The sequence below is a fragment of the Enterobacter sp. JMULE2 genome (assembly GCF_013337145.1).
In the GTDB taxonomy this organism is placed as follows: Bacteria; Pseudomonadota; Gammaproteobacteria; order Enterobacterales; family Enterobacteriaceae; genus Enterobacter; species Enterobacter mori.
This window is the reverse complement of the sequence record NZ_SGWD01000017.1, coordinates 177,397-195,317: the sequence shown is the minus strand read 5'-3', so window position 1 is coordinate 195,317 and position 17,921 is coordinate 177,397. Positions and strand designations below refer to the sequence as shown.

The window sequence follows — 17,921 nt, the reverse complement described above, 5'->3', positions numbered from 1 at the left end:
GGTCCTCTCCTAAACAAAGCGGCAGCTGATGGAGCCCATGCTGCCGTAGTCGACGTGGAAGGTGTCGCCTCTGCTGGCAGGCACTGGGCGGGTAAAGGAGCCGCCGAGGATGATTTGCCCCGGCTCAAGCTGCACGTCGTACGGCGCCAGCTTGTTCGCCAGCCACGCCACGCCGTTCGCCGGGTGGTTGAGCACCCCTGCGGCGACGCCGGTCTCTTCGATCACGCCGTTGCGGTAGAGCAGGGCGGAGATCCAGCGCAGATCCAGCGCGTCGGGCTTAATCGGACGGCCGCCGAGGATCACGCCCGCGTTGGCGGCGTTATCGGAGATGGTGTCGAAGACCTTGCGCGGACGCTGGGTTTCCGGGTCAACGTTGTGGCAGCGGGCATCGATCAGCTCAAGCGCGGGGATGACGTAATCCGTAGCGTTGTAGACGTCGAAGATCGTGCAGTTCGGGCCGCGCAGCGGTTTTGCCAGCACGAAGGCCAGCTCCACTTCGATGCGCGGGACGATAAACCGATCCACGGGAATGTCGCTGCCGTCGTGGAAGAACATGTCGTCCAGCAGCGCGCCGTAGTCCGGTTCGCTGATCTGCGAGCTGGCCTGCATCGCTTTCGAGGTGAGGCCGATCTTATGGCCCTTCAGCACGCGGCCTTCGGCGATCTTCAGGCTGACCCATTCGCGCTGGACGGCGTAGGCGTCTTCAATCGTGATCTCCGGGTATTCCAGCGAGATCGCACGGATCTGCTCCCGGGATTGTTCCGCCTGATGCAGGCGATGGGCGATCAGGGTATGGGTATGTTTGTCGAGCATGGCGATATCCTGTTTTTGCCGGGTGGCGCTTCGCTTACCCGGCCTACGTTCGGGGCCGTTGTAGGCCCGGTAAGCGAAGCGCCACCGGGCGAGCAGACGGCTACGTAAACAACGCGTGCACGTTGTTTTGCTTGTAATTGAGCGTCGGGTGCAGCTCGTCGAGCTCGAACGACAGCGCCAGATAGCGGGCGGCCATTAGCTCCGCGAAGTGCGTTTTGATCAGCGCAAACAGCATTTCACCGACCTCTTCCCGACTCTCCAGGCTGCGCCCGGAACCAATCTTCAGCGTCATATGGACAAAGGCGTAATCGTGCCTGCCGTCGGCCATCTGCCAGGTGTCCAGCCAGTGGGCGCGGCTGCGGATGCCGCCGAGGGGGAAGATGCCCGTGGCGGCGAGCGCCTCGTTCACTTTGGCGAACAGCCCCGGCAGGTCGGCCTCTTCGCGGATGTTGTCGGTACATTCAGCAATAAAGTGCGGCACGGTGGCTCCTTACGCGGGCAGCGGGAAAACGGCATTAACCTGGCCGGTGCCGGAGCTGGCGAACAGCTCGGTGAGGAACTCCACCTTGCCGTCGTAGCTGTCCCAGCCGAGCATGCCCAGCAGCATCACCGTGTCGTGCATGTTGCCCTCGCCATAGCAGTAGTCGGCGTATTCCGGCAGCATGCTGCAGAATTCTTTGAACTGGCCCTCGCGCCACAGCTTCACCACGCGCTCGTCCATCTGACGGTCAAACTCACGGGTGTAGCTGTTCATCCCTTCCTCCGCCCGCTGGTCGTCGATAAAGCGGTGCGACAGCGAGCCGCTGGCGAGCACCGCCACGGTGCCGTCGTATTTCTCAATGGCGCTGACGATGGCCTCGCCCAGCCTGCGGCTGTCGGCGAAGTCGTGAACCGTGCAGAACGCCGAGATGGAGATCACCTTGAAGTGCTTATCCGCGTTCATGTAGCGCATCGGCACCAGCGTGCCGTACTCCAGCTTGAGGCTCGGGATGTTGTGCGCTTTGGCGCGCACGCCGAGCTTCACCGCCTCGTCGGCGATCAGCTGGCCGAGTTCCGGGTTGCCGTCGTAGTCGTAGGTCATGTCGCGGATAAAGTGCGGCAGCTCGTTGCTGGTGTAGACGCCCGCAAAATGGTCCGCACAGTTGATGTGGTAGGCGCTGTTCACCAGCCAGTGGGTGTCGAACACGATGATGGTGTCCACGCCCAGCTCGCGGCAGCGCTTGCTGATCTCTTTATGCCCGTCGATGGCCGACTGGCGGCAGCCGTGGTTTTTTCCCGGCAGTTCGGAGAGGTACATCGACGGTACGTGGGTGATTTTTGCCGCTAACGCTAATTTTCCCATGATCAGATCCCCCATTTTGGAATCGGATGGTCGCCCATGGAGATGCAGACGTTCTTCATCTCCGCGAACACCTCGAAGCTGTACTCGCCGCCCTCGCGGCCGGTGCCAGAGGCCTTCACGCCGCCAAACGGCTGGCGCAGGTCGCGCACGTTCTGGGTGTTCACGAACACCATGCCCGCTTCGATGCTGCGCGCCAGGCGCAGCACTTTGCTGACGTCCTGGGTCCAGATGTACGACGCCAGGCCGTACTCCACGTCGTTCGCCAGGCGCAGGCCTTCCGCTTCGTCCTTAAACGGCAGCAGGCAGGCCACCGGCCCGAAGATCTCCTCCTGCGCCACGCGCATACGGTTGTCGACGTCCGCCAGCACGGTTGGTCGCAGGAAGTTGCCGCCCTTCAGATGCGCAGGCAGATCGCCCGGCTTGTCCGGCCCGCCCGCCAGCAGGGTCGCGCCTTCTTCAATGCCGAGCCGGATGTAGCCGGAGACTTTCTCCCAGTGCTGTTGGCTGATGAGCGCGCCAATCTGGGTGTTCGGATCGGTCGGGTCGCCCACGCGCAGGCGGTTGGCGCGCTCGGCAAAGCGCTTGACGAATTCCGGGTAGATGCTCTGCTGGATAAAGATGCGCGAGCCCGCGGTGCAGCGCTCGCCGTTGATGGAGAAGATGGTGAACAGGGCGGCGTCCAGCGCGCGCTCGATGTCGGCATCTTCAAAAATCAGCACCGGGGATTTGCCGCCCAGCTCCATGGAGTATTTCTTCAGCCCGGCGTTTTTCATGATGTTGCGCCCGGTGGCGGTGCCGCCGGTGAAGGAGACGGCGCGCACGTCGTGATGGCGCACCAGCGCGTCGCCTGCCGTCGCACCGTAGCCCTGCACCACGTTGAGCACGCCCGCCGGAATGCCCGCCTCCAGCGCCAGCTCGCCCAGACGGTCTGCGGTGAGCGGAGAGAGTTCAGACATCTTCAGCACCGCGGTATTCCCTAAGGCCAGGCACGGCGCGACCTTCCAGGTGGCGGTCATAAACGGCACGTTCCACGGCGACACCAGCGCGCAGACGCCCACCGGCTGCACCAGGGTGTAGTTGAGCATCTTGTCGTCGACCGGGTAGGTTTTGCCGTTCATCTGCTGGCACACCTCGGCGAAGAACTCGAAGTTGTGCGAGGCGCGCGGAATGAGCACGTTTTTGGTCTGGTGGATCGGCAGGCCGGTGTCGGCGGTTTCCATGGCGGCGATCTCGGGCACGTTCTGGTCGATCAGGTCGCCCAGACGGCGCATCAGGCGCGCGCGCTCCTTCATCGGCAGGTTGGCCCATTTCGGGAACGCCTCTTTGGCGGCGGCGACGGCCTGGTGAATTTCAGCTTCACCGCCGGAGGCGACTTCCGCCAGCACCTCGCCGGAGGCTGGGTTGGTGGTGTGGAAGTACTCGCTTCCGGCGACGTTTTTACCGTTGATCCAGTGGTTAATCTTTTTCATTTTGCAGTCTCCTCGCTGACAATTCGGTTCACCAGACGTCCCACGCCCTCCACTTCCACCACCACTTCATCGCCCGGCACCACGTCGGACAGCCCTTTCGGCGTGCCGGTGGCAATCATGTCGCCAGGCTGCAGGGTCATAAAATCGCTCAGGTACGCAATCAGGAACGGAATGCTGAAGATCAGATCCGCCGTGGTCCCTTCCTGGCGCAGCTCGCCATTAACGAAGGTGCGCAGGGTGAGGTTGTGCGGGTCGGGAATCGCCGCTTTCGGCACGATGTGGGGGGAAATGGGCGTCAGCCCGTCGCGGCTTTTTACCCGCAGGTTCGGACGGTAGTAGTTTTCCAGGTAGTCGCGGATGGCGTAGTCGTTGCAGACCGTATAGCCCGCAACATAGTCCATTGCCTCGGCTTCGCTGACCTTACGCGCGGTTTTACCGATGACCACCACCAGCTCCGCTTCGTAATGCATGTATTCGATATTGTTCGGGCGCACCGACGTCTGGTTATCGCCGTTGAAGGTGTTTGGCGCTTTGATAAATACCAGCGGCTCGGTGGGCGGCTTGAAGTCCAGCTCGCTGGCGTGATCGGCATAGTTCAGACCGAGGGCAAACAGCGTGGCGTGCGGCGGCGTGCTGTGCGCAATAGTGACGTCGCGCTCGTCCACCACCGGGTTTTCCAGCGGCGGAAAGCCTGCCGCCAGAATACGCACGCGATCGCCCGGGCGGATCTCAACGCGGTTTTGCGGGGTACCGAGCAATATCGCATCGCCGGGATTGAGGGTGGCGAACTCGCTCAGGGCGCTCAGCAGTTCGGCGGCGTTACGCTGAAGCTCGGCCGTGTTCCAGTGGTCCGCTTCGCGGCCGTTGATCTCGGTGATGATGGTCAGGTTAGCCACGTTATCAACGGCGACAAGTTCGCCGAGCGGACAAAACCCGTCCCGGCATTTGGCCTTGATGGCCGGGCGGTAGAAGCTCTCTTCCGGCAGGCTCACCTCGTTGGCCAGCGCGTATCCCGCGATGTACGCCGCGGCATCCTCCACGCGCACCTTGCTGGCGGTTTTGCCCACCACCAGCGCCACCGTCGCGCCGCTTAGCACCGTTTCCCCCTGCGGGAAGGGGATCGGCTCGCCCGCGCGGATCACCGTGTTATGCGGTTTGATAAACCACACGGCTGTTTTCGGCGGCGCGCTGTAGGGGGCTTTTTCAAACGCTTCACGCCAGGCATCACGCTGGCTTTGATGGTTGAGGGCGACGGCAAAAACGGTACCTTTCATTCACATACTCCTCACCCCGGAGGTCCGGGTTATGATTTCATTAATATGTTAATGATCTGGTTTTATGCTTTTGCTGTTTATTTCGCAATCAGAAGTGAAAAATTTGTGATATGAATAACAATAAATTTACATATTGGTTTTTATTTATAGTTAAATCAGGTTGTTAATAAAAATGAATGGTTTCTGTTAGACTTTTTGACGGAAAACGTGTTGTTTATAAAAGCGTCTTTTAGTGATTGTTTACTTGTTAATGATGTGAAGGGAGAGGCTATGCATGACTCATTAACCATCGCGCTGCTGCAGGCGCGGGAAGCGGCGATGTCCTACTTCCGCCCGATCGTAAAGCGCCATAATCTGACCGAGCAGCAGTGGCGCATTGTGCGCGTTTTGGCTGAACATCCGTCGATGGATTTTCACGATCTGGCGTTTCGCACCTGCATTTTGCGCCCGAGCCTGACCGGCATCCTGACGCGCATGGAGCGCGACGGCCTGGTGCTGCGCTTAAAGCCGGTGAACGACCAGCGCAAGCTGTACGTGTCGCTGACCAAAGAGGGGAATGCGCTGTATGAACACGCCCAGGCGCAGGTCGAAGAGGCGTATCAGCAGATCGAGGCGGAATACACGCCGGAGAAGATGAAGCAGCTGACGGCGCTGCTGGAAGAGTTTATTGAACTCGGAAACCGGGATAACGCAGCGCGGGAAGAAGAGTAAAAACCACAAATTCCAGGATGATTTTCGTAAAGTTTTCCCTTTCCAGGCCGAAAATTCTGTATCTGTCTGAGGAAGAGAAAACATGTTAAACCGTATCAAGATTGTCACCAGCTTACTGCTGGTTTTAGCTATATTTGGCCTTTTACAACTCACATCCGGTGGTCTTTTCTTTAATGCCCTGAAGAATGACAAAGAGAATTTCACCGTCCTGCAAACCATTCGCCAGCAACAATCCACCCTCAACGGGAGCTGGGTTGCCCTGCTGCAAACCCGTAACACCCTGAACCGCGCGGGTATCCGCTACATGATGGATCAGAGCAACATCGGCAGCGGCGCGACCGTTAACGATCTGATGCAGATTGCGTCTGCCTCGCTGAAGCAAGCGGAAAAAAACTGGGCGGATTACGAAGCCCTGCCGCGCGATCCGCGTCAGAGCGACGCCGCTGCGCTGGAAATCAAACGTAATTACGAGATCTACCACGGCGCGCTGGCTGAGCTGATTCAGCTGCTGGGTGCGGGGAAAATCAACGCCTTCTTCGACCAGCCGACCCAGAGCTATCAGGACGGTTTTGAGAAGCAGTATGTGAGCTACCTGCAGCAGAACGACAAGCTGTATGAGACGGCGGTGAAAGACAGCAACAGCTCTTACAGCCAGGCTATCTGGGTGCTGATTAGCGTGCTGATTGCCGTGGTGGTGGTGATTGTCGCCGTCTGGCTGGGCATCAAGCAGGCGCTGATTTCTCCGCTGAATCGCCTGATCGACAGCATTCGCCATATCGCCAGCGGCGACCTGGTGAAGCGCATCGATGTTGAAGGCTCCAATGAGATGGGTGAACTGGCCGACTCGCTGCGCCACATGCAGGGCGAGCTGGTGCGTACCGTCGGCGACGTGCGTAACGGTGCCAATGCCATCTACAGCGGCGCGAGCGAAATCTCGATGGGTAACAACGATCTCTCTTCCCGTACCGAGCAGCAGGCCGCTTCCCTGGAAGAGACCGCGGCCAGCATGGAAGAGTTGACCGCCACCGTGAAGCAGAACGCCGAAAACGCCCGCCAGGCGAGCAACCTGGCGCTGAGCGCGTCTGAGACCGCGCAGAAAGGCGGTAAAGTGGTGGATAACGTGGTGCAAACCATGCGCGACATCGCGGGCAGTTCGCAGAAAATTGCCGATATTATCAGCGTGATCGACGGCATCGCCTTCCAGACCAACATCCTGGCGCTGAACGCGGCGGTAGAAGCGGCGCGTGCCGGTGAGCAGGGCCGTGGCTTTGCCGTTGTTGCAGGCGAAGTCCGTAACCTGGCGCAGCGCAGCGCCCAGGCAGCCCGTGAAATCAAAAGCCTGATTGAAGACTCCGTCAGCCGCGTGGAAGTGGGCTCTACTCTGGTAGAGAGCGCGGGGGAAACCATGGGTGAGATCGTGAATGCGGTCACCCGCGTGACGGACATCATGGGTGAAATTGCGTCTGCGTCTGACGAGCAGAGCCGCGGTATCGACCAGGTCGGCCTGGCGGTCGCGGAGATGGATCGCGTGACCCAGCAGAACGCCTCGCTGGTTGAGGAATCTGCCGCAGCGGCTGCCGCACTGGAAGAGCAGGCGAGCCGTCTGACCCAGGCCGTGGCGGTGTTCCGCATTCAGCAGGAGCAGATGAAAGCACGCGAGTTCGCGTCAGCGAAAAACGTTGTCACCCCGGTGATGTCGCGTAAAGCCGCGACGGCCGACGCGGGTGATAACTGGGAAACGTTCTAATTAACTCAGAGGCAGGCGCATGGCGCAGCGCGTTTCATACGCTAAACCGTGCGCGGCCTCTTCTTCCCTTTTTTGACGCAGTTCAGGCGTGAGCGCCGTTACGCGTTCAAACCCCAACCGCGTATAGAATGGCGCATTCCACGGCACGTCCCGGAACGTCGTTAACGTCAGCGACGTTAACCCCTTTTTACGGGCATGCTCAGCCGCACAGGCGATGAGCTGCCGACCTATACCTTTTCCCTGCCAGTCCAGAACAACCGAAAGCTCCACAATAAACAACGACAAAGGATGGGCTTCTGCGAGGAGAAAACCCACAGGACGATCCGCTGCCAGCGCCAGCCAGCTCAGGCCCTGTTCGACATAGTCGCGATGCTGTTCAATGGAAATGACGTCGCCATCAGCGAGCCAGGCCAGTTCAGGCCAGGCTCGAAAACGCTGGCCTGCCGCGCGCTCAATGGCGGGCAGACTGGCAACGTCATGCGCAGTGGTGGGGCGGAAGATGATTTTCATGGCGGCAAGTATAGCCTGATCTGTTTATTCCGAGCAGATCAGCAGCGGCGAGTAGAAATTGCCGATCACCATCGCCTCTTCCGGCGTGCGTTCGAGGGTCAGTAGCCTTTTCTGTCCCGGCGTTAAGCCAGCAACGTATTTCTCAAATACCCCATCGGGTAATTCATCGTGGCTAAATCGCTCGACCTTGATAATGGCGATTTCAAAAAGCGTGTCGTGCATGTGCCGCCAGTTAAACGTTTCCTGACGGGAGACTTCCCAGCCCTGCCGGATATTCTGCACATTCCCGTTGAGCGTGAAGTAACCCGTGCCGTCGGGGTGAAATCGCATCAGGATCTCACCGTCGAACGTGAAGTTGTTGTCGTCACGCTGCTGCGTGAAGGTCAGGTTACCTTCGCAAATGACGGGCAGGGGCGGTGTATGTCGGTACCATGCCACGGCCATGGTGATTAACAGCAGGTTGAAGGCGATAACCAGCCCTATTTTTTTACGCGTCATGATTCACCATTCGTAGGCATAAAGCGTGCGGCAGGCGCTGGCGGTGTTCTCTTTCGACAGGGAGCATTGCGAAAGCACCATCCTTCCTTCATGGCCGTAGAAGAGCGTGTTCTGAATGTGCAGATAAAAGAGGGAGTTTTTCAGGCACGGCAGGTTGCCGTCGCGCTGCATCGCCTGTGCCAGCGCTATTGCCTTGTTACGAAACACATCTGCCAGCGGCGAGAAGGTGTAGACCGGACATTCACCGAAATGTGTCAGAAGGTGCATTTCCGCGCGCTGCTGGTTTTGCTTAACCACAAACGTCCAGATGCACAGCGCCAGCACCACAAGCGTCAGCCCGCTACAGAACAGCAGTTGAGGCTGAAAACGATACGGCCTACTGGCTGAGGCTGGGCAATCAGATTTTTCGGCCTGGGAATGGACCGTGATGTCCGCGCTCAGCATAAAGCCCACTTTGGGCACGGTGACAATAAACAACATCTCGGGCACGAGGCTTGCCAGCAGTTTCCGCAGGATACTGATGTACTGATTAAGTGAATTGTTGGAGCCCTGCAGGCCGCGCTCATCCCACACGTCATGCAGGAACGCCTCGCGTTCGACGACGTTACCGTGATGGAGCACCAGCATTTTCATAATGCTGTTGGCGGTTGCCGTCATCACCTGGGGTTCGACGTCTGGCGTAGCAACAAGTGAAACGGAACCGTCTTCATCGTTATAGACGAGGGTATCAGCGAGCAGGTATTTCATAGAGTATTGTCAAAAGAGCAGTTGGGAAAATACATATGGTGAATAGTACGCGTGCTATTCATCTAAGAAGCTGGGTATTCTAACTGCTTTGTTACCGATAACATTGATCCAGGCAGGTATTCACGCTGATTAATAAATGAGCGCAATCAGAGGTAGAACGATTGCTGTTCCAGCAGGCAGATTTTACGGTGAAACTCCGCCAGGTTCTGGCAGCGGAATTTGGTCATCGCGTTACGCTTGTGGGTATAGATGGTTTTGGGGGATTTATTCAGCAGTTGCGCAATGCGAACCAGGCTGATCCCTTGACTGAGCAGGGTACACACCCGCAGTTCAGAGCGGGTGAGGTTAGCATCAGGACGGTAGCGCTGGGTGAAATCGGCGTTTCTCAAATGCTGGCTGAGCTGAATTATCGAGATGTTTCCAGCCAGCACCCTGACGCGCCCGGCAGGCAGATAGACGTTGATGTCGTTCACGCGGCTTTCGTCCGTAAATATGAGCCAGCCGTTATCGGTGGTCTCTTTCATGATTTGTTCGCGCATGCGCAAGAGGGTTTCCGGGCTGACGCTGTTGAGCCAGAAAATATCAGGACGCGGCGTCATCATCATCGAAATGAGCGTTTTCAGACCAAGCCACAGGAAATAGTTATCGCTCAGAACGATAACGTGAAAGTCGACGTGGGTGCTGCGTGAGAGAGTCATGTCAGGTGTCGCCCGTTAACGTGAGGGAGCCAGAGGGTCCTCATGGAAATCAAAGTAGGGCAATACTCTACATCCTGAGCCTAAACTAATATGTATATAGATGAAATTGCGTTAAATATAGTGATTTTATCTGATTTATAATAAGCATAAAGCTTTTTATAATTTTGAAATTGCCCGGCGGAACGCCGGGCAGAGAGGATATTAACTGTCGCGACTGATAATTTTAATTTCCACCATCCCAATCCCAAGCTGTCGCGGGGAATGGCCGAGGATATTGCCTTCGTTAGTGGACTGCGGGTCTGGCGGAACGATGACGAGCGTGCTGCTGCGCGACGGATTGTCGAAATGCAGCGTGGTGGTGCTTATGTCATTGCCAAGCGTCAGGATCTGTTCTTTATCCCCCACGCGCACCGGGATAGGGCGGTTAGCATTGGGCCCGAACGCTCTGGCCGTGATCACCAGATCGAATTTTTCCGGCAGCGGATGGGCATACTCAATTTTCACTTCGTCACCCAGCTGGGCGTTGGACCAGCGTCCCCAGGATTCCGGCCGGGAGATGCCGCTGAACTGTTTGACCTCTTCCGGCGCGCCGGCCACGTTAAAGATAAAACTGTCCGCTTTATAGCGAATGTCGTTATCGACAATCTTCAGCATGTCGACGTTACGCTGATAGCGCGCGGTATCGATAACCGTATCGTTAAACGCCGTTTTGCCTTTCCACTGTTTTTTATCAACATGCTGGACGGACTGCTCTCCGCCGAGCTGTCCCTGAGCGACACACCAGTCGGTAGACAGGGCCAGCGGCTGCGACCAGAGCTGGCCCATCTTGTAGCACGCGTCGATCCAGACAAAATTGTCGCGCGGGGCGAAGTCAGCCAGCTGATAACGCAGCGGTGCGGAGTATTCACTTTCCGGCAGCGGTTCGACGCGGTTGTCCGACACGCGCAGCAGCAGCGGCAGGCGGAAGTGACTGCCGGAGAAGGCAATCATTTTTTTATCCTGGTCGATGGTGAAATCTTTCATCTCTTTCGGGAAGTTCCACAGGCGGATGATATCCGGCTTCCACGCCAGGATTTTCTCCTTCATGTTGAGGAACACTTCTGACAGCGATTGCCCGGACAGCGTACTGCGGCCAAGGCCAATAAAGTTATCGCCGCCCAGAATGTCCAGCACCGTGGCGCCGTTATCCATCGAGTTACGCCTGGTGGCGATCACCTCTTGCTGAGGCTGGTCGCCGCGCAGGATGAAGAACAGGTTGCTGCGGTCCTGCTTGTTAAGCTCATCCCAGGCGCTGTTTTTCATTGCCAGATGGTCAGACGACACCACAATCACCGTGTTTTTGAAATACGGCGAGGCTTTGATTTTGTCGATCAGCGCGGCGATATGTTCCTGGCTGCAGGTGACGGCGCTAAATGACGTATTACTCTTGCCATTGATGTCATAATTTTTGCGTTTACAGGTACGAGAGACAAATCCATCCGGATGATGGGTATCCACTGTCAGGGCGAAGAGCGAGAAGCGTTTGCCCGCGCGGGAGAGTTCCTCGAATTTTTGCCAGGTCTCGTCCAGCACCGTATCGTCGTAGAAGCCCCAGTCGTTACGGTAGCTCGGGTCCGCGACGAGGGTTTTTAACTCTTCAGAGCCGTAGAGGTGGTCAAAGCCGTGTGATTTCAGGAACACATCTTTGCCAGCGAAACGCAGGTTTGCGCCCTGCATAAAGTAGTTTTCGTAGCCGGAATTTTTCAGGATATCGCCAAGACAGACATTTTGCGGGAAGAAGCTCGACATGGACGCCGAGGCGTTGCCCTCAAAAGGCGCGAACAGCGGGATACCGCACTGCGACGCGACCATACCGGCGATGGTGTAATCGGTGCCGGGTAACTGCATGGTGTGGCTGAAATCGAGACCTTCGTTTTTCAGGGGCCCCAGATCCGGGGTTAGGTTCGGGAAGGCATCGTTATCAAAATAGGTGCGCTCCAGGCTCTCGCCGTAGATATAGACGAGGTTGAGCTTCGGATTGTCGATCTTCTTCGCGGGCTCTTTGTAATACGCCACGAAATCGGGGTCACCCTCGCGCGACTGGGATTTCACCAGTTCGGTGATTTGGTGGAATGCCGGGCTGGCGTCAACAGAGGCCAACGCCAGGCACAGCGCCAGCAGACTGTAGCCATGATGGTGCGGGTGATGGCGACGACGACGCAGCACCCAGGCAAGGGAACCAAAAATAGCAACCAGAGCAAATACCACGCCCAGACCGGGAAGTATGTACTTACCAACCCCTGCGCCCGTCAGGCTATTTGTCAGGGTGTAGAGTACCGCATCATTAATACCGTCACCGGTAAAGTAATCGCTGGCGTATAACGTAATGTTCAAAACAATAAAAATGCCGAGCACCACCAGCGTGGCAATAAACCACCAGGTGTTTCGGCCCGCTTTCCAGGCGTAAACGCCAACGGAAGCCAGGAAAAGGATAAGGGACATTAACTCTGACAACAGCATATCCTCATGACGCCAGACGCTTTGCTGGCTAACTGATTATTTTTTGGGTAATACAATGTAATGGCGATGTCGTTTAGCTGCAATTTTAGTGTCACGAAAGTGTGCTGTTGTTAGGATTTGGTTTAGAAAATCGTTTTTTTGAAGGCGGTCGCATCCTGGCATGCGGACGCTGAGACGGTGGTAAGGCAGGAAAACAGTCGTTTAACGCCGCGCCGTAAGACTAACGTAACAAACGCGGCATGTTGTGGCAGAAAATGGGGTCAATCAGGAGATGAAATTAACGCCTTGTTTCAGCACCAGATCGCAGGCTTTGGTTTTCACCTGTTTTGCCAGAGAGGAGTTACCGATGGTGCTCAGGTTCAGCTGCTGACCGTTTTGCGCATTCAGCAGGCCCTGAATACCGTCCATATAGTTGGTGTCCGCTTTCTGCTCCTGCGTGTCCAGACCCAGTTTACCCAGCACCTGGTTTTTCACGTTTTGCGCATCGGTGACGGAAGCCAGCTTCTGCTTCGCACAATATTCCAGGATCCCCGCCGCGTTGTTCATCGTACCCGCGCTCAGGCTCTGGGAGCTGTTACCCAGCAGGCTGGTGAGGGAAGAGGCAGACAGCCCACCCTGCGTGCTGCCGCTCTCTTTGGTCAGTTCGTTGGCTGCGCTGGAAAGTGACTCCTGCCATGACGCTGCCTGCGCCGCGCTGGTTGCCAGCAGTGCACCGAAAAGTGTGCTGATAAGTAACTGTTTTTTCATAATGGCTTTCTCAAAAAGGTCCGTTCAGGGACGGAAGTGGTTCCAGTATATACCTCCGCGCCGCGTGCGATTCCTGGAACTGTCTTAATACTCTTTGCCGGTGACGCGGCTGCGATAACTTTCCCAGTCAAAGATGACGTACAGGCTGTTGCCGAGCTTCATGCGATCCATTACGCGTTCTCCCAGCAGACGGGTCATTTCGTCGATATTGTGGTTTGTCAGCATTCCGGTTGGTCGCTTGGAGGAAGAGCGGCGGTCAACGATCTGGTTGATGATGACTTTTTCATAGCGGGATTCCGTCTGAACGCCAATCTCGTCGATGACCAGCAGGTCAACGTTGCTCAGGTCATTAAGCAGCTGTTCTTCGCTGGTTTCGCGGTTGCTGAACGTCTCTTTCATGGCAGACATGATATCGGCCACGGTGATGATCAATACGGATTTACCCCGCAGCAGCAGCTCGTTGCAGATGGCCGCTGCAAGGTGGTTTTTCCCGGTGCCGGGCTTGCCGCTGAAAATGAAGCTGGCGATGTTGCCATCAAACTCGTCCACGTACTGACGTGCCTGACTCAGCGCATTCATTTGTCCCTGCGACTCGACGTTGTAGTTATCAAACGAGCAGTTCTGATGAAGCGGGCGGATACCCGAGCGGTTAAAGGTACGCTGCATTTTCATCGCACGGTTCTCACGGGCGAGCGCCGCCGCACGTATTTCACCTTGCTCTTTTTGCCACGCCAGCAGCTCTTCACCCGTTGTGAAGGCTGGCTTCACGTTGGCTGGCATCATTTTTTGCAGACGTTTCATCAGGTCGCCGACGTTCTTCATTTCGCACCTCGGAATCCATTAGGGATCTGTTTGTCCGGTTCAGAAAACGCGTTGATATCGCGCTTGGGCTGGCCATTATTGCTGGCGCGGTTGATTTGAATACTGCGCGCGAGCTTTTGCTGCCACTGCACATGGTGAAACACTTTTCCTTCCGCCTGCCAGTAAGCGGTAAACGCGGCCAGCTCTTCGGGCGTGACCGGCTGCGAGAGCGCAATCCCCCACAGTGCCGCCTGGCGCTGAAAATCGGCATCCGGTTGCCAGCCCGCGTACATGGGGAATTTCCCCATCGGTATGGCAACGGGCGCGTTTTCCGGTTCGTCGAAGAACTGGTTATCCAGGGTGACATCACTGGCCGGGCGCGACAGCCGCGCTTCGATATCCAACAGCTGCGCCAGACGTTCCGGCGTGATTGCGTAAAACGCCGGGGCGTTATCGGCAAACACGGCGAGGGTACCGCCTTCGGCATTGGTCAGCACGCCGCGGGGATCGCGCATAAAGGCATCAATGCCAGCGATGCTGGTGGTCAGGATTCTGGAGGACATAACGCTATCTCTACTGGGTTACTACGGGCGTGATATGGGCTTATGGTAGCACAGAGAGGGGAAAGGAAAGGAGGGGATTTCCCCGGTGGCGCTGCGCTTACCGGGGCTACAGTCGTAGGCCTGATAAGCGCAGCGCCATCAGGCAGTTATCACGCGATGATGTTCAGCGTAACGTCGATATTGCCGCGCGTGGCGTTAGAGTATGGGCAAACGATGTGCGCTGCATCCACGAGTTTTTTCGCTTCCGCAGGATCCATACCTTCAACGTGAATGTTCAGCTTCGCTTCGATACCAAAACCGGTTGGCAGTGGGCCAATGCCGACTTCACCTTCGATAAACGCCTCTTTCGGCAGCGCGAATTTGTCACGAGCAGCCACAAACTTCATCGCGCCCAGGAAGCAGGCGGAGTAGCCTGCAGCGAACAGCTGTTCCGGGTTGGTCACTTCGCCGCCCATGCCGCCCATCTCTTTTGGCACACCCAGTTTAACGTCCAGGACGCCGTCGGAAGAGGTCGCGCGGCCGTCACGGCCTCCGGTGGCTTTGGCTTTGGCAGTGTAGACAACTTTTTCTAAAGACATGGCAGGTTCCTCATCTTACATTTGTGTGTGCTATTAAATAGCGTGCGATATATATGGGTAAAGAAAGACGCGTAAAGTATAGCCTTACGCGTGGTGTAACTGTTGTCGCAAAAGCTCAAGCTGCTGCTTAAGCGCCAGCATCGTGTCGGTATCGCATTGCGCTGCGCACCCAACCGCGTGAGGGACCCCCACGGCCTGTTGCTGGAGTGCACGCCCGGCATCGCTCAGGGTGACCGCAACCTGGCGTTCGTCTTTACGGGAACGGTGGCGGTTGATCAGCCCGGCGCTTTCCAGACGCTTTAACAGCGGCGTCAGCGTGGCTGAGTCAAGAAACAGCCGTTCGCCAATGTCCGACACCGTCACGTCATCCTGCTCCCAAAGTACCAGCATGACCAGGTACTGCGGGTAGGTCAGGTTCAGCGGTGCCAGCAGTTGCCGGTACAGCTTGTTAAGCGCCAGGTTTGCCGAGTAGAGGGCAAAACAGAGCTGGTTATCCAGCAGCAGCGCCGCGGTGGTGTCGTTCGTTTTTGCGTTCATGAGATGAATATAGATAGTACACGATATAATTGCAAGCTATTTTATGGGCACGTATAGCGCAGTGCCACCTGGACCGCCATTTTTCGGTAGTGCTGACGCTGCGCGGCTTCGTCTGCTCCCTCTTCGAACAACAGCGTAAAGGTGTAGCTGTTGGCGACATAGTGGAAGCTGAAGCTGCTGATCAAACGGTGAAGGTCGCGCGCGTCTACCGTCTGATTGAACAGCTGCTTCTCTTTCCCGCGCTGCAGAATGGCTTCCAGCAGTTCCAGCGCGCTGCGGTTAACCTGGCGCAGGTAGCTGGACTGCTGCATGAAGCGGCCGCGCTGCATGTTCTCCATACAGATGATGCGGATGTAGTCAGGGTGGTCGGCGTGGTAGTCAAAGGTCGCTTCAACAAGATGAACCAGCGCTTCTACCGGCGGCATACCGGCAAGGCTGAGCCGTTTCTCACTGGCGCGGATCTGGGTGTAAACGTACTCCAGGGCCAGAAGATACAGGTTTTCTTTATTCTTAAAGTGATATACCACCATCCGTTTGGTCGTGCCGGCTTTCTCGGCGATTTGCTCCATTCGGGCACCGTTTAGACCATATTCGGCAAACAGCGCAATGGCGCTCTGGAAAATGTTTTCCTTCAGGCTGCCTTCATTGTGTTCCGGGTTTTCGCTGCCAGGGTTAGCCACATCCTTTCCTTATCGTCACCAAACAGAATGCAGGGATTATTACCATGGCAGCGTGATAACACAAATCTCAAACGCGCGGACGCTTGCGGTAAAGCCACAAGCCGGGAATCGACAGGCCGATGGAGAGCGCCCCGACAATGGAAGACGCCTTCAGGAAGTTGCTCAGCAGGAGGATCATTTGCGGCTCGGTGTAACCAAAATGGCTGATCTTTACCGCTGAAATCATCGCGGTATAGGCGGAGATGCCCGGAAACATCGGAATAACGGCCGCCACGGTAAAGACCTTTGGATGCGCCAGATACCAGCGCGACCACTGAATGCCAATGCTGCCGACCAGCATCGAGGCCATAAACGTTGACCATTCGATGTTGAAACCAGCCGTCATCATGACCATACGTGAACCGTGACCAATGGCACCCAGCAGTGCACACCAGGGCAACGCCCGCTGCGGCACGTTGAACACCATTGCAAAGCCGACGGCGGGAATGGCGGCCAGAAGCATGTCCTGCGCCAGCGCAAAGAGAAATTCGATTATGCCCATCCGCGTAACCCCCACAGCGTCATCGCCATGACCACGCCGATGCAGGTGGCGAGCGTCAGCAGACTGGCTATCGCCCAGCGCGCCAGGCCGGTATTGATGTGCCCTTTAAACATGTCAGCCACGGCGTTAATCAGCGGGAAGCCCGGGACCAGCAGAAGCACGCTGGCGGCCATGGCAATCGTCGGGGTGTTTGCAAATTGCGGCAGGCGCAGCAGCAGGCCAGAAACCGTGGTGGCGACAAAAGCGGTAATGCAAAAGTTAATTTGCGGGTGCAGTTGCCGGTGGGTCAACAGCTGGCGGACATACATGGCGATACTGCTGGCGAAAAAGGTGATGATGGCACCGTCCCATCCGCCCTGGTTGAGTTTGCAAAAACAGGCGCACGACAGCCCAACCATGACCACCACCAGCCAGCGCGGATAGCGTAACGGTTTAATTTGCGCGAAACGTTTCTCAATTTCTCTCAGATCCAGCAGCTTATGCTCAGCAAGAATGACGATGTGCTGCACTTCCGTCACGACGTGCATATTGATGCCGCGATCGTGATTTTTACGGGTGGACGTCAGGCACTGCCCGTCTTTTATGGTCGTCAGTACAATGGCATTCGACGAGATAGAACTTTCGACGCTGTCCATGCCGAGCGCCACGCCAAGACGCGTTGAGAGTTCCTCGACAAGGGCGCTTTCAGCCCCGTGCTGTAAGAGAAAAAGCCCACATTGAATACATATCCGCGTCGTTGCGCGTTGCGTTGACCGATCTTGCATGTATTGCCCTGAAGAGAGGATGGATAGCTTGCCTGTTGGCCCGGAATGCCTATTTTTAGCACAAAGTGCGGTGCCACTTGCTCTGGGTCAGATCAAGATTTGTGCAAACAGCCTCACGATCGAGAGTGAAGGAAAGCGATTAAGAATATTTATTTATGAATATTTAGAAGGTAAAAATATATCTCGCATATATTAAGTATTTCTAATTTTATATTTTCGTTCTTTTCAGCTAACTGTAATTAAATTCGGTTGTTATTTATGAGATATTAACCCTGTTTTGGGCATTTCTTAAGCTTGTAAAGATTTTCTTAAAATTGGCATTATTTATGGTGTGTGCACTCAGGGATGAAATAATTTTATCTCAATGCGTTTTATCGCTATTTAGAAAATGAAGAATGGACT

21 protein-coding genes are annotated in these 17,921 nt (G+C 56.3%); 3 read left to right on the top strand and 18 right to left on the bottom strand.

The window, feature by feature from the left end; genetic code table 11:
• Nucleotides 1–9 precede the first annotated feature (9 nt).
• Complete coding sequence (gene hpaH, locus EXW94_RS23095; RefSeq protein WP_108417166.1) at nucleotides 10–813, bottom strand: 2-oxo-hept-4-ene-1,7-dioate hydratase; 804 nt, start codon at nucleotides 811–813, stop codon at nucleotides 10–12.
• Between hpaH and EXW94_RS28480 the strand changes: the two genes are divergently transcribed.
• Nucleotides 799–921, top strand: coding sequence for a hypothetical protein (locus tag EXW94_RS28480; RefSeq protein ID WP_265201568.1), 123 nt, complete (start codon nucleotides 799–801; stop codon nucleotides 919–921). The two genes, hpaH and EXW94_RS28480, sit on opposite strands and share 15 nt — an antisense overlap.
• Here the strand turns inward: EXW94_RS28480 and EXW94_RS23090 are convergent.
• The 4 genes from EXW94_RS23090 to hpaG are packed head-to-tail and all read right to left on the bottom strand — an operon-like array spanning nucleotide 914 to nucleotide 4,898.
• Nucleotides 914–1,294 carry a 5-carboxymethyl-2-hydroxymuconate Delta-isomerase gene (locus EXW94_RS23090; protein WP_174341099.1) on the bottom strand — a complete coding sequence of 127 codons (381 nt, stop codon included), beginning with the start codon at nucleotides 1,292–1,294 and terminating at the stop codon, nucleotides 914–916. The genes EXW94_RS28480 and EXW94_RS23090 overlap by 8 nt on opposite strands.
• 9 nt (nucleotides 1,295–1,303) lie before the next feature.
• Nucleotides 1,304–2,155 carry a 3,4-dihydroxyphenylacetate 2,3-dioxygenase gene (hpaD, locus tag EXW94_RS23085; protein WP_174341098.1) on the bottom strand — a complete coding sequence of 284 codons (852 nt, stop codon included), beginning with the start codon at nucleotides 2,153–2,155 and terminating at the stop codon, nucleotides 1,304–1,306.
• A 2-nt stretch (nucleotides 2,156–2,157) separates the two neighbouring features.
• Complete coding sequence (gene hpaE / locus EXW94_RS23080) at nucleotides 2,158–3,624, bottom strand: 5-carboxymethyl-2-hydroxymuconate semialdehyde dehydrogenase (protein ID WP_023334394.1); 1,467 nt, start codon at nucleotides 3,622–3,624, stop codon at nucleotides 2,158–2,160.
• Complete coding sequence (gene hpaG / locus EXW94_RS23075; protein WP_174341097.1) at nucleotides 3,621–4,898, bottom strand: 4-hydroxyphenylacetate degradation bifunctional isomerase/decarboxylase; 1,278 nt, start codon at nucleotides 4,896–4,898, stop codon at nucleotides 3,621–3,623. The genes hpaE and hpaG overlap by 4 nt, the downstream gene beginning before the upstream one ends.
• Before the next feature lie 270 nt (nucleotides 4,899–5,168).
• Here hpaG and hpaR point away from each other — a divergent pair, with 270 nt between their 5' ends.
• Nucleotides 5,169–5,609, top strand: coding sequence for a homoprotocatechuate degradation operon regulator HpaR (hpaR, locus tag EXW94_RS23070; protein WP_174341096.1), 441 nt, complete (start codon nucleotides 5,169–5,171; stop codon nucleotides 5,607–5,609).
• An 82-nt stretch (nucleotides 5,610–5,691) separates the two neighbouring features.
• Nucleotides 5,692–7,356 carry a methyl-accepting chemotaxis protein gene (gene tsr, locus EXW94_RS23065; protein WP_126816030.1) on the top strand — a complete coding sequence of 555 codons (1,665 nt, stop codon included), beginning with the start codon at nucleotides 5,692–5,694 and terminating at the stop codon, nucleotides 7,354–7,356.
• Here the strand turns inward: tsr and EXW94_RS23060 are convergent, their stop codons facing one another.
• From EXW94_RS23060 to EXW94_RS23000, 13 genes are all read right to left on the bottom strand, one after another.
• Nucleotides 7,357–7,866 (bottom strand): GNAT family N-acetyltransferase, encoded by a 510-nt coding sequence (locus EXW94_RS23060; protein WP_174341095.1) that lies wholly within the window; start codon nucleotides 7,864–7,866, stop codon nucleotides 7,357–7,359.
• A gap of 24 nt (nucleotides 7,867–7,890) precedes the next feature.
• Complete coding sequence (locus EXW94_RS23055) at nucleotides 7,891–8,364, bottom strand: hypothetical protein (protein WP_174341094.1); 474 nt, start codon at nucleotides 8,362–8,364, stop codon at nucleotides 7,891–7,893.
• A 3-nt stretch (nucleotides 8,365–8,367) separates the two neighbouring features.
• Nucleotides 8,368–9,111 (bottom strand): winged helix-turn-helix domain-containing protein, encoded by a 744-nt coding sequence (locus EXW94_RS23050; protein ID WP_174341093.1) that lies wholly within the window; start codon nucleotides 9,109–9,111, stop codon nucleotides 8,368–8,370.
• A gap of 146 nt (nucleotides 9,112–9,257) precedes the next feature.
• A complete protein-coding gene (locus EXW94_RS23045; RefSeq protein WP_120159659.1) occupies nucleotides 9,258–9,809 on the bottom strand; it encodes a helix-turn-helix transcriptional regulator in 552 nt (183 codons plus the stop codon).
• 201 nt (nucleotides 9,810–10,010) lie between these two features.
• Nucleotides 10,011–12,302, bottom strand: coding sequence for a phosphatidylglycerol--membrane-oligosaccharide glycerophosphotransferase (gene opgB, locus EXW94_RS23040; RefSeq protein WP_174341092.1), 2,292 nt, complete (start codon nucleotides 12,300–12,302; stop codon nucleotides 10,011–10,013).
• 270 nt (nucleotides 12,303–12,572) lie between these two features.
• A complete protein-coding gene (locus EXW94_RS23035) occupies nucleotides 12,573–13,055 on the bottom strand; it encodes a DUF2501 domain-containing protein (protein ID WP_100165522.1) in 483 nt (160 codons plus the stop codon).
• An 84-nt stretch (nucleotides 13,056–13,139) separates the two neighbouring features.
• Nucleotides 13,140–13,877 carry a DNA replication protein DnaC gene (dnaC, locus tag EXW94_RS23030; protein WP_010427177.1) on the bottom strand — a complete coding sequence of 246 codons (738 nt, stop codon included), beginning with the start codon at nucleotides 13,875–13,877 and terminating at the stop codon, nucleotides 13,140–13,142.
• Nucleotides 13,874–14,419: a primosomal protein DnaT gene (gene dnaT, locus EXW94_RS23025; RefSeq protein ID WP_010427175.1), complete on the bottom strand. Its 546-nt coding sequence runs from the start codon at nucleotides 14,417–14,419 to the stop codon at nucleotides 13,874–13,876. Before dnaT ends, dnaC begins: the two co-directional genes overlap by 4 nt.
• A 149-nt stretch (nucleotides 14,420–14,568) precedes the next feature.
• Nucleotides 14,569–14,997, bottom strand: coding sequence for an organic hydroperoxide resistance protein (locus tag EXW94_RS23020; RefSeq protein ID WP_010427173.1), 429 nt, complete (start codon nucleotides 14,995–14,997; stop codon nucleotides 14,569–14,571).
• An 84-nt stretch (nucleotides 14,998–15,081) separates the two neighbouring features.
• Nucleotides 15,082–15,534 (bottom strand): MarR family winged helix-turn-helix transcriptional regulator, encoded by a 453-nt coding sequence (locus EXW94_RS23015; protein WP_174341091.1) that lies wholly within the window; start codon nucleotides 15,532–15,534, stop codon nucleotides 15,082–15,084.
• Between the two features lie 41 nt (nucleotides 15,535–15,575).
• On the bottom strand, nucleotides 15,576–16,214 hold the full coding sequence (locus tag EXW94_RS23010) for a TetR family transcriptional regulator (protein WP_108417156.1): 639 nt from the start codon (nucleotides 16,212–16,214) through the stop codon (nucleotides 15,576–15,578).
• A 67-nt stretch (nucleotides 16,215–16,281) separates the two neighbouring features.
• Nucleotides 16,282–16,755, bottom strand: coding sequence for a threonine/serine exporter (locus EXW94_RS23005; protein WP_108417155.1), 474 nt, complete (start codon nucleotides 16,753–16,755; stop codon nucleotides 16,282–16,284).
• Nucleotides 16,746–17,519: a threonine/serine exporter ThrE family protein gene (locus EXW94_RS23000; protein ID WP_120159170.1), complete on the bottom strand. Its 774-nt coding sequence runs from the start codon at nucleotides 17,517–17,519 to the stop codon at nucleotides 16,746–16,748. The genes EXW94_RS23005 and EXW94_RS23000 overlap by 10 nt, the downstream gene beginning before the upstream one ends.
• Nucleotides 17,520–17,921: the final 402 nt, after the last annotated feature.

What these genes read in the sequence shown, in the direction of transcription:
- EXW94_RS28480 (WP_265201568.1), top strand. Translation starts at nt 799, where the DNA reads ATGTTTGTCGAGCATGGCGATATCCTGTTTTTGCCGGGTGGCGCTTCG.
- hpaH (WP_108417166.1), bottom strand. Translation starts at nt 813, where the DNA reads ATGCTCGACAAACATACCCATACCCTGATCGCCCATCGCCTGCATCAG.
- hpaD (WP_174341098.1), bottom strand. Translation starts at nt 2,155, where the DNA reads ATGGGAAAATTAGCGTTAGCGGCAAAAATCACCCACGTACCGTCGATG.
- hpaE (WP_023334394.1), bottom strand. Translation starts at nt 3,624, where the DNA reads ATGAAAAAGATTAACCACTGGATCAACGGTAAAAACGTCGCCGGAAGC.
- hpaG (WP_174341097.1), bottom strand. Translation starts at nt 4,898, where the DNA reads ATGAAAGGTACCGTTTTTGCCGTCGCCCTCAACCATCAAAGCCAGCGT.
- hpaR (WP_174341096.1), top strand. Translation starts at nt 5,169, where the DNA reads ATGCATGACTCATTAACCATCGCGCTGCTGCAGGCGCGGGAAGCGGCG.
- tsr (WP_126816030.1), top strand. Translation starts at nt 5,692, where the DNA reads ATGTTAAACCGTATCAAGATTGTCACCAGCTTACTGCTGGTTTTAGCT.
- EXW94_RS23060 (WP_174341095.1), bottom strand. Translation starts at nt 7,866, where the DNA reads ATGAAAATCATCTTCCGCCCCACCACTGCGCATGACGTTGCCAGTCTG.
- EXW94_RS23055 (WP_174341094.1), bottom strand. Translation starts at nt 8,364, where the DNA reads ATGACGCGTAAAAAAATAGGGCTGGTTATCGCCTTCAACCTGCTGTTA.
- EXW94_RS23050 (WP_174341093.1), bottom strand. Translation starts at nt 9,111, where the DNA reads ATGAAATACCTGCTCGCTGATACCCTCGTCTATAACGATGAAGACGGT.
- EXW94_RS23045 (WP_120159659.1), bottom strand. Translation starts at nt 9,809, where the DNA reads ATGACTCTCTCACGCAGCACCCACGTCGACTTTCACGTTATCGTTCTG.
- EXW94_RS23035 (WP_100165522.1), bottom strand. Translation starts at nt 13,055, where the DNA reads ATGAAAAAACAGTTACTTATCAGCACACTTTTCGGTGCACTGCTGGCA.
- dnaC (WP_010427177.1), bottom strand. Translation starts at nt 13,877, where the DNA reads ATGAAGAACGTCGGCGACCTGATGAAACGTCTGCAAAAAATGATGCCA.
- dnaT (WP_010427175.1), bottom strand. Translation starts at nt 14,419, where the DNA reads ATGTCCTCCAGAATCCTGACCACCAGCATCGCTGGCATTGATGCCTTT.
- EXW94_RS23020 (WP_010427173.1), bottom strand. Translation starts at nt 14,997, where the DNA reads ATGTCTTTAGAAAAAGTTGTCTACACTGCCAAAGCCAAAGCCACCGGA.
- EXW94_RS23015 (WP_174341091.1), bottom strand. Translation starts at nt 15,534, where the DNA reads ATGAACGCAAAAACGAACGACACCACCGCGGCGCTGCTGCTGGATAAC.
- EXW94_RS23005 (WP_108417155.1), bottom strand. Translation starts at nt 16,755, where the DNA reads ATGGGCATAATCGAATTTCTCTTTGCGCTGGCGCAGGACATGCTTCTG.
- EXW94_RS23000 (WP_120159170.1), bottom strand. Translation starts at nt 17,519, where the DNA reads ATGCAAGATCGGTCAACGCAACGCGCAACGACGCGGATATGTATTCAA.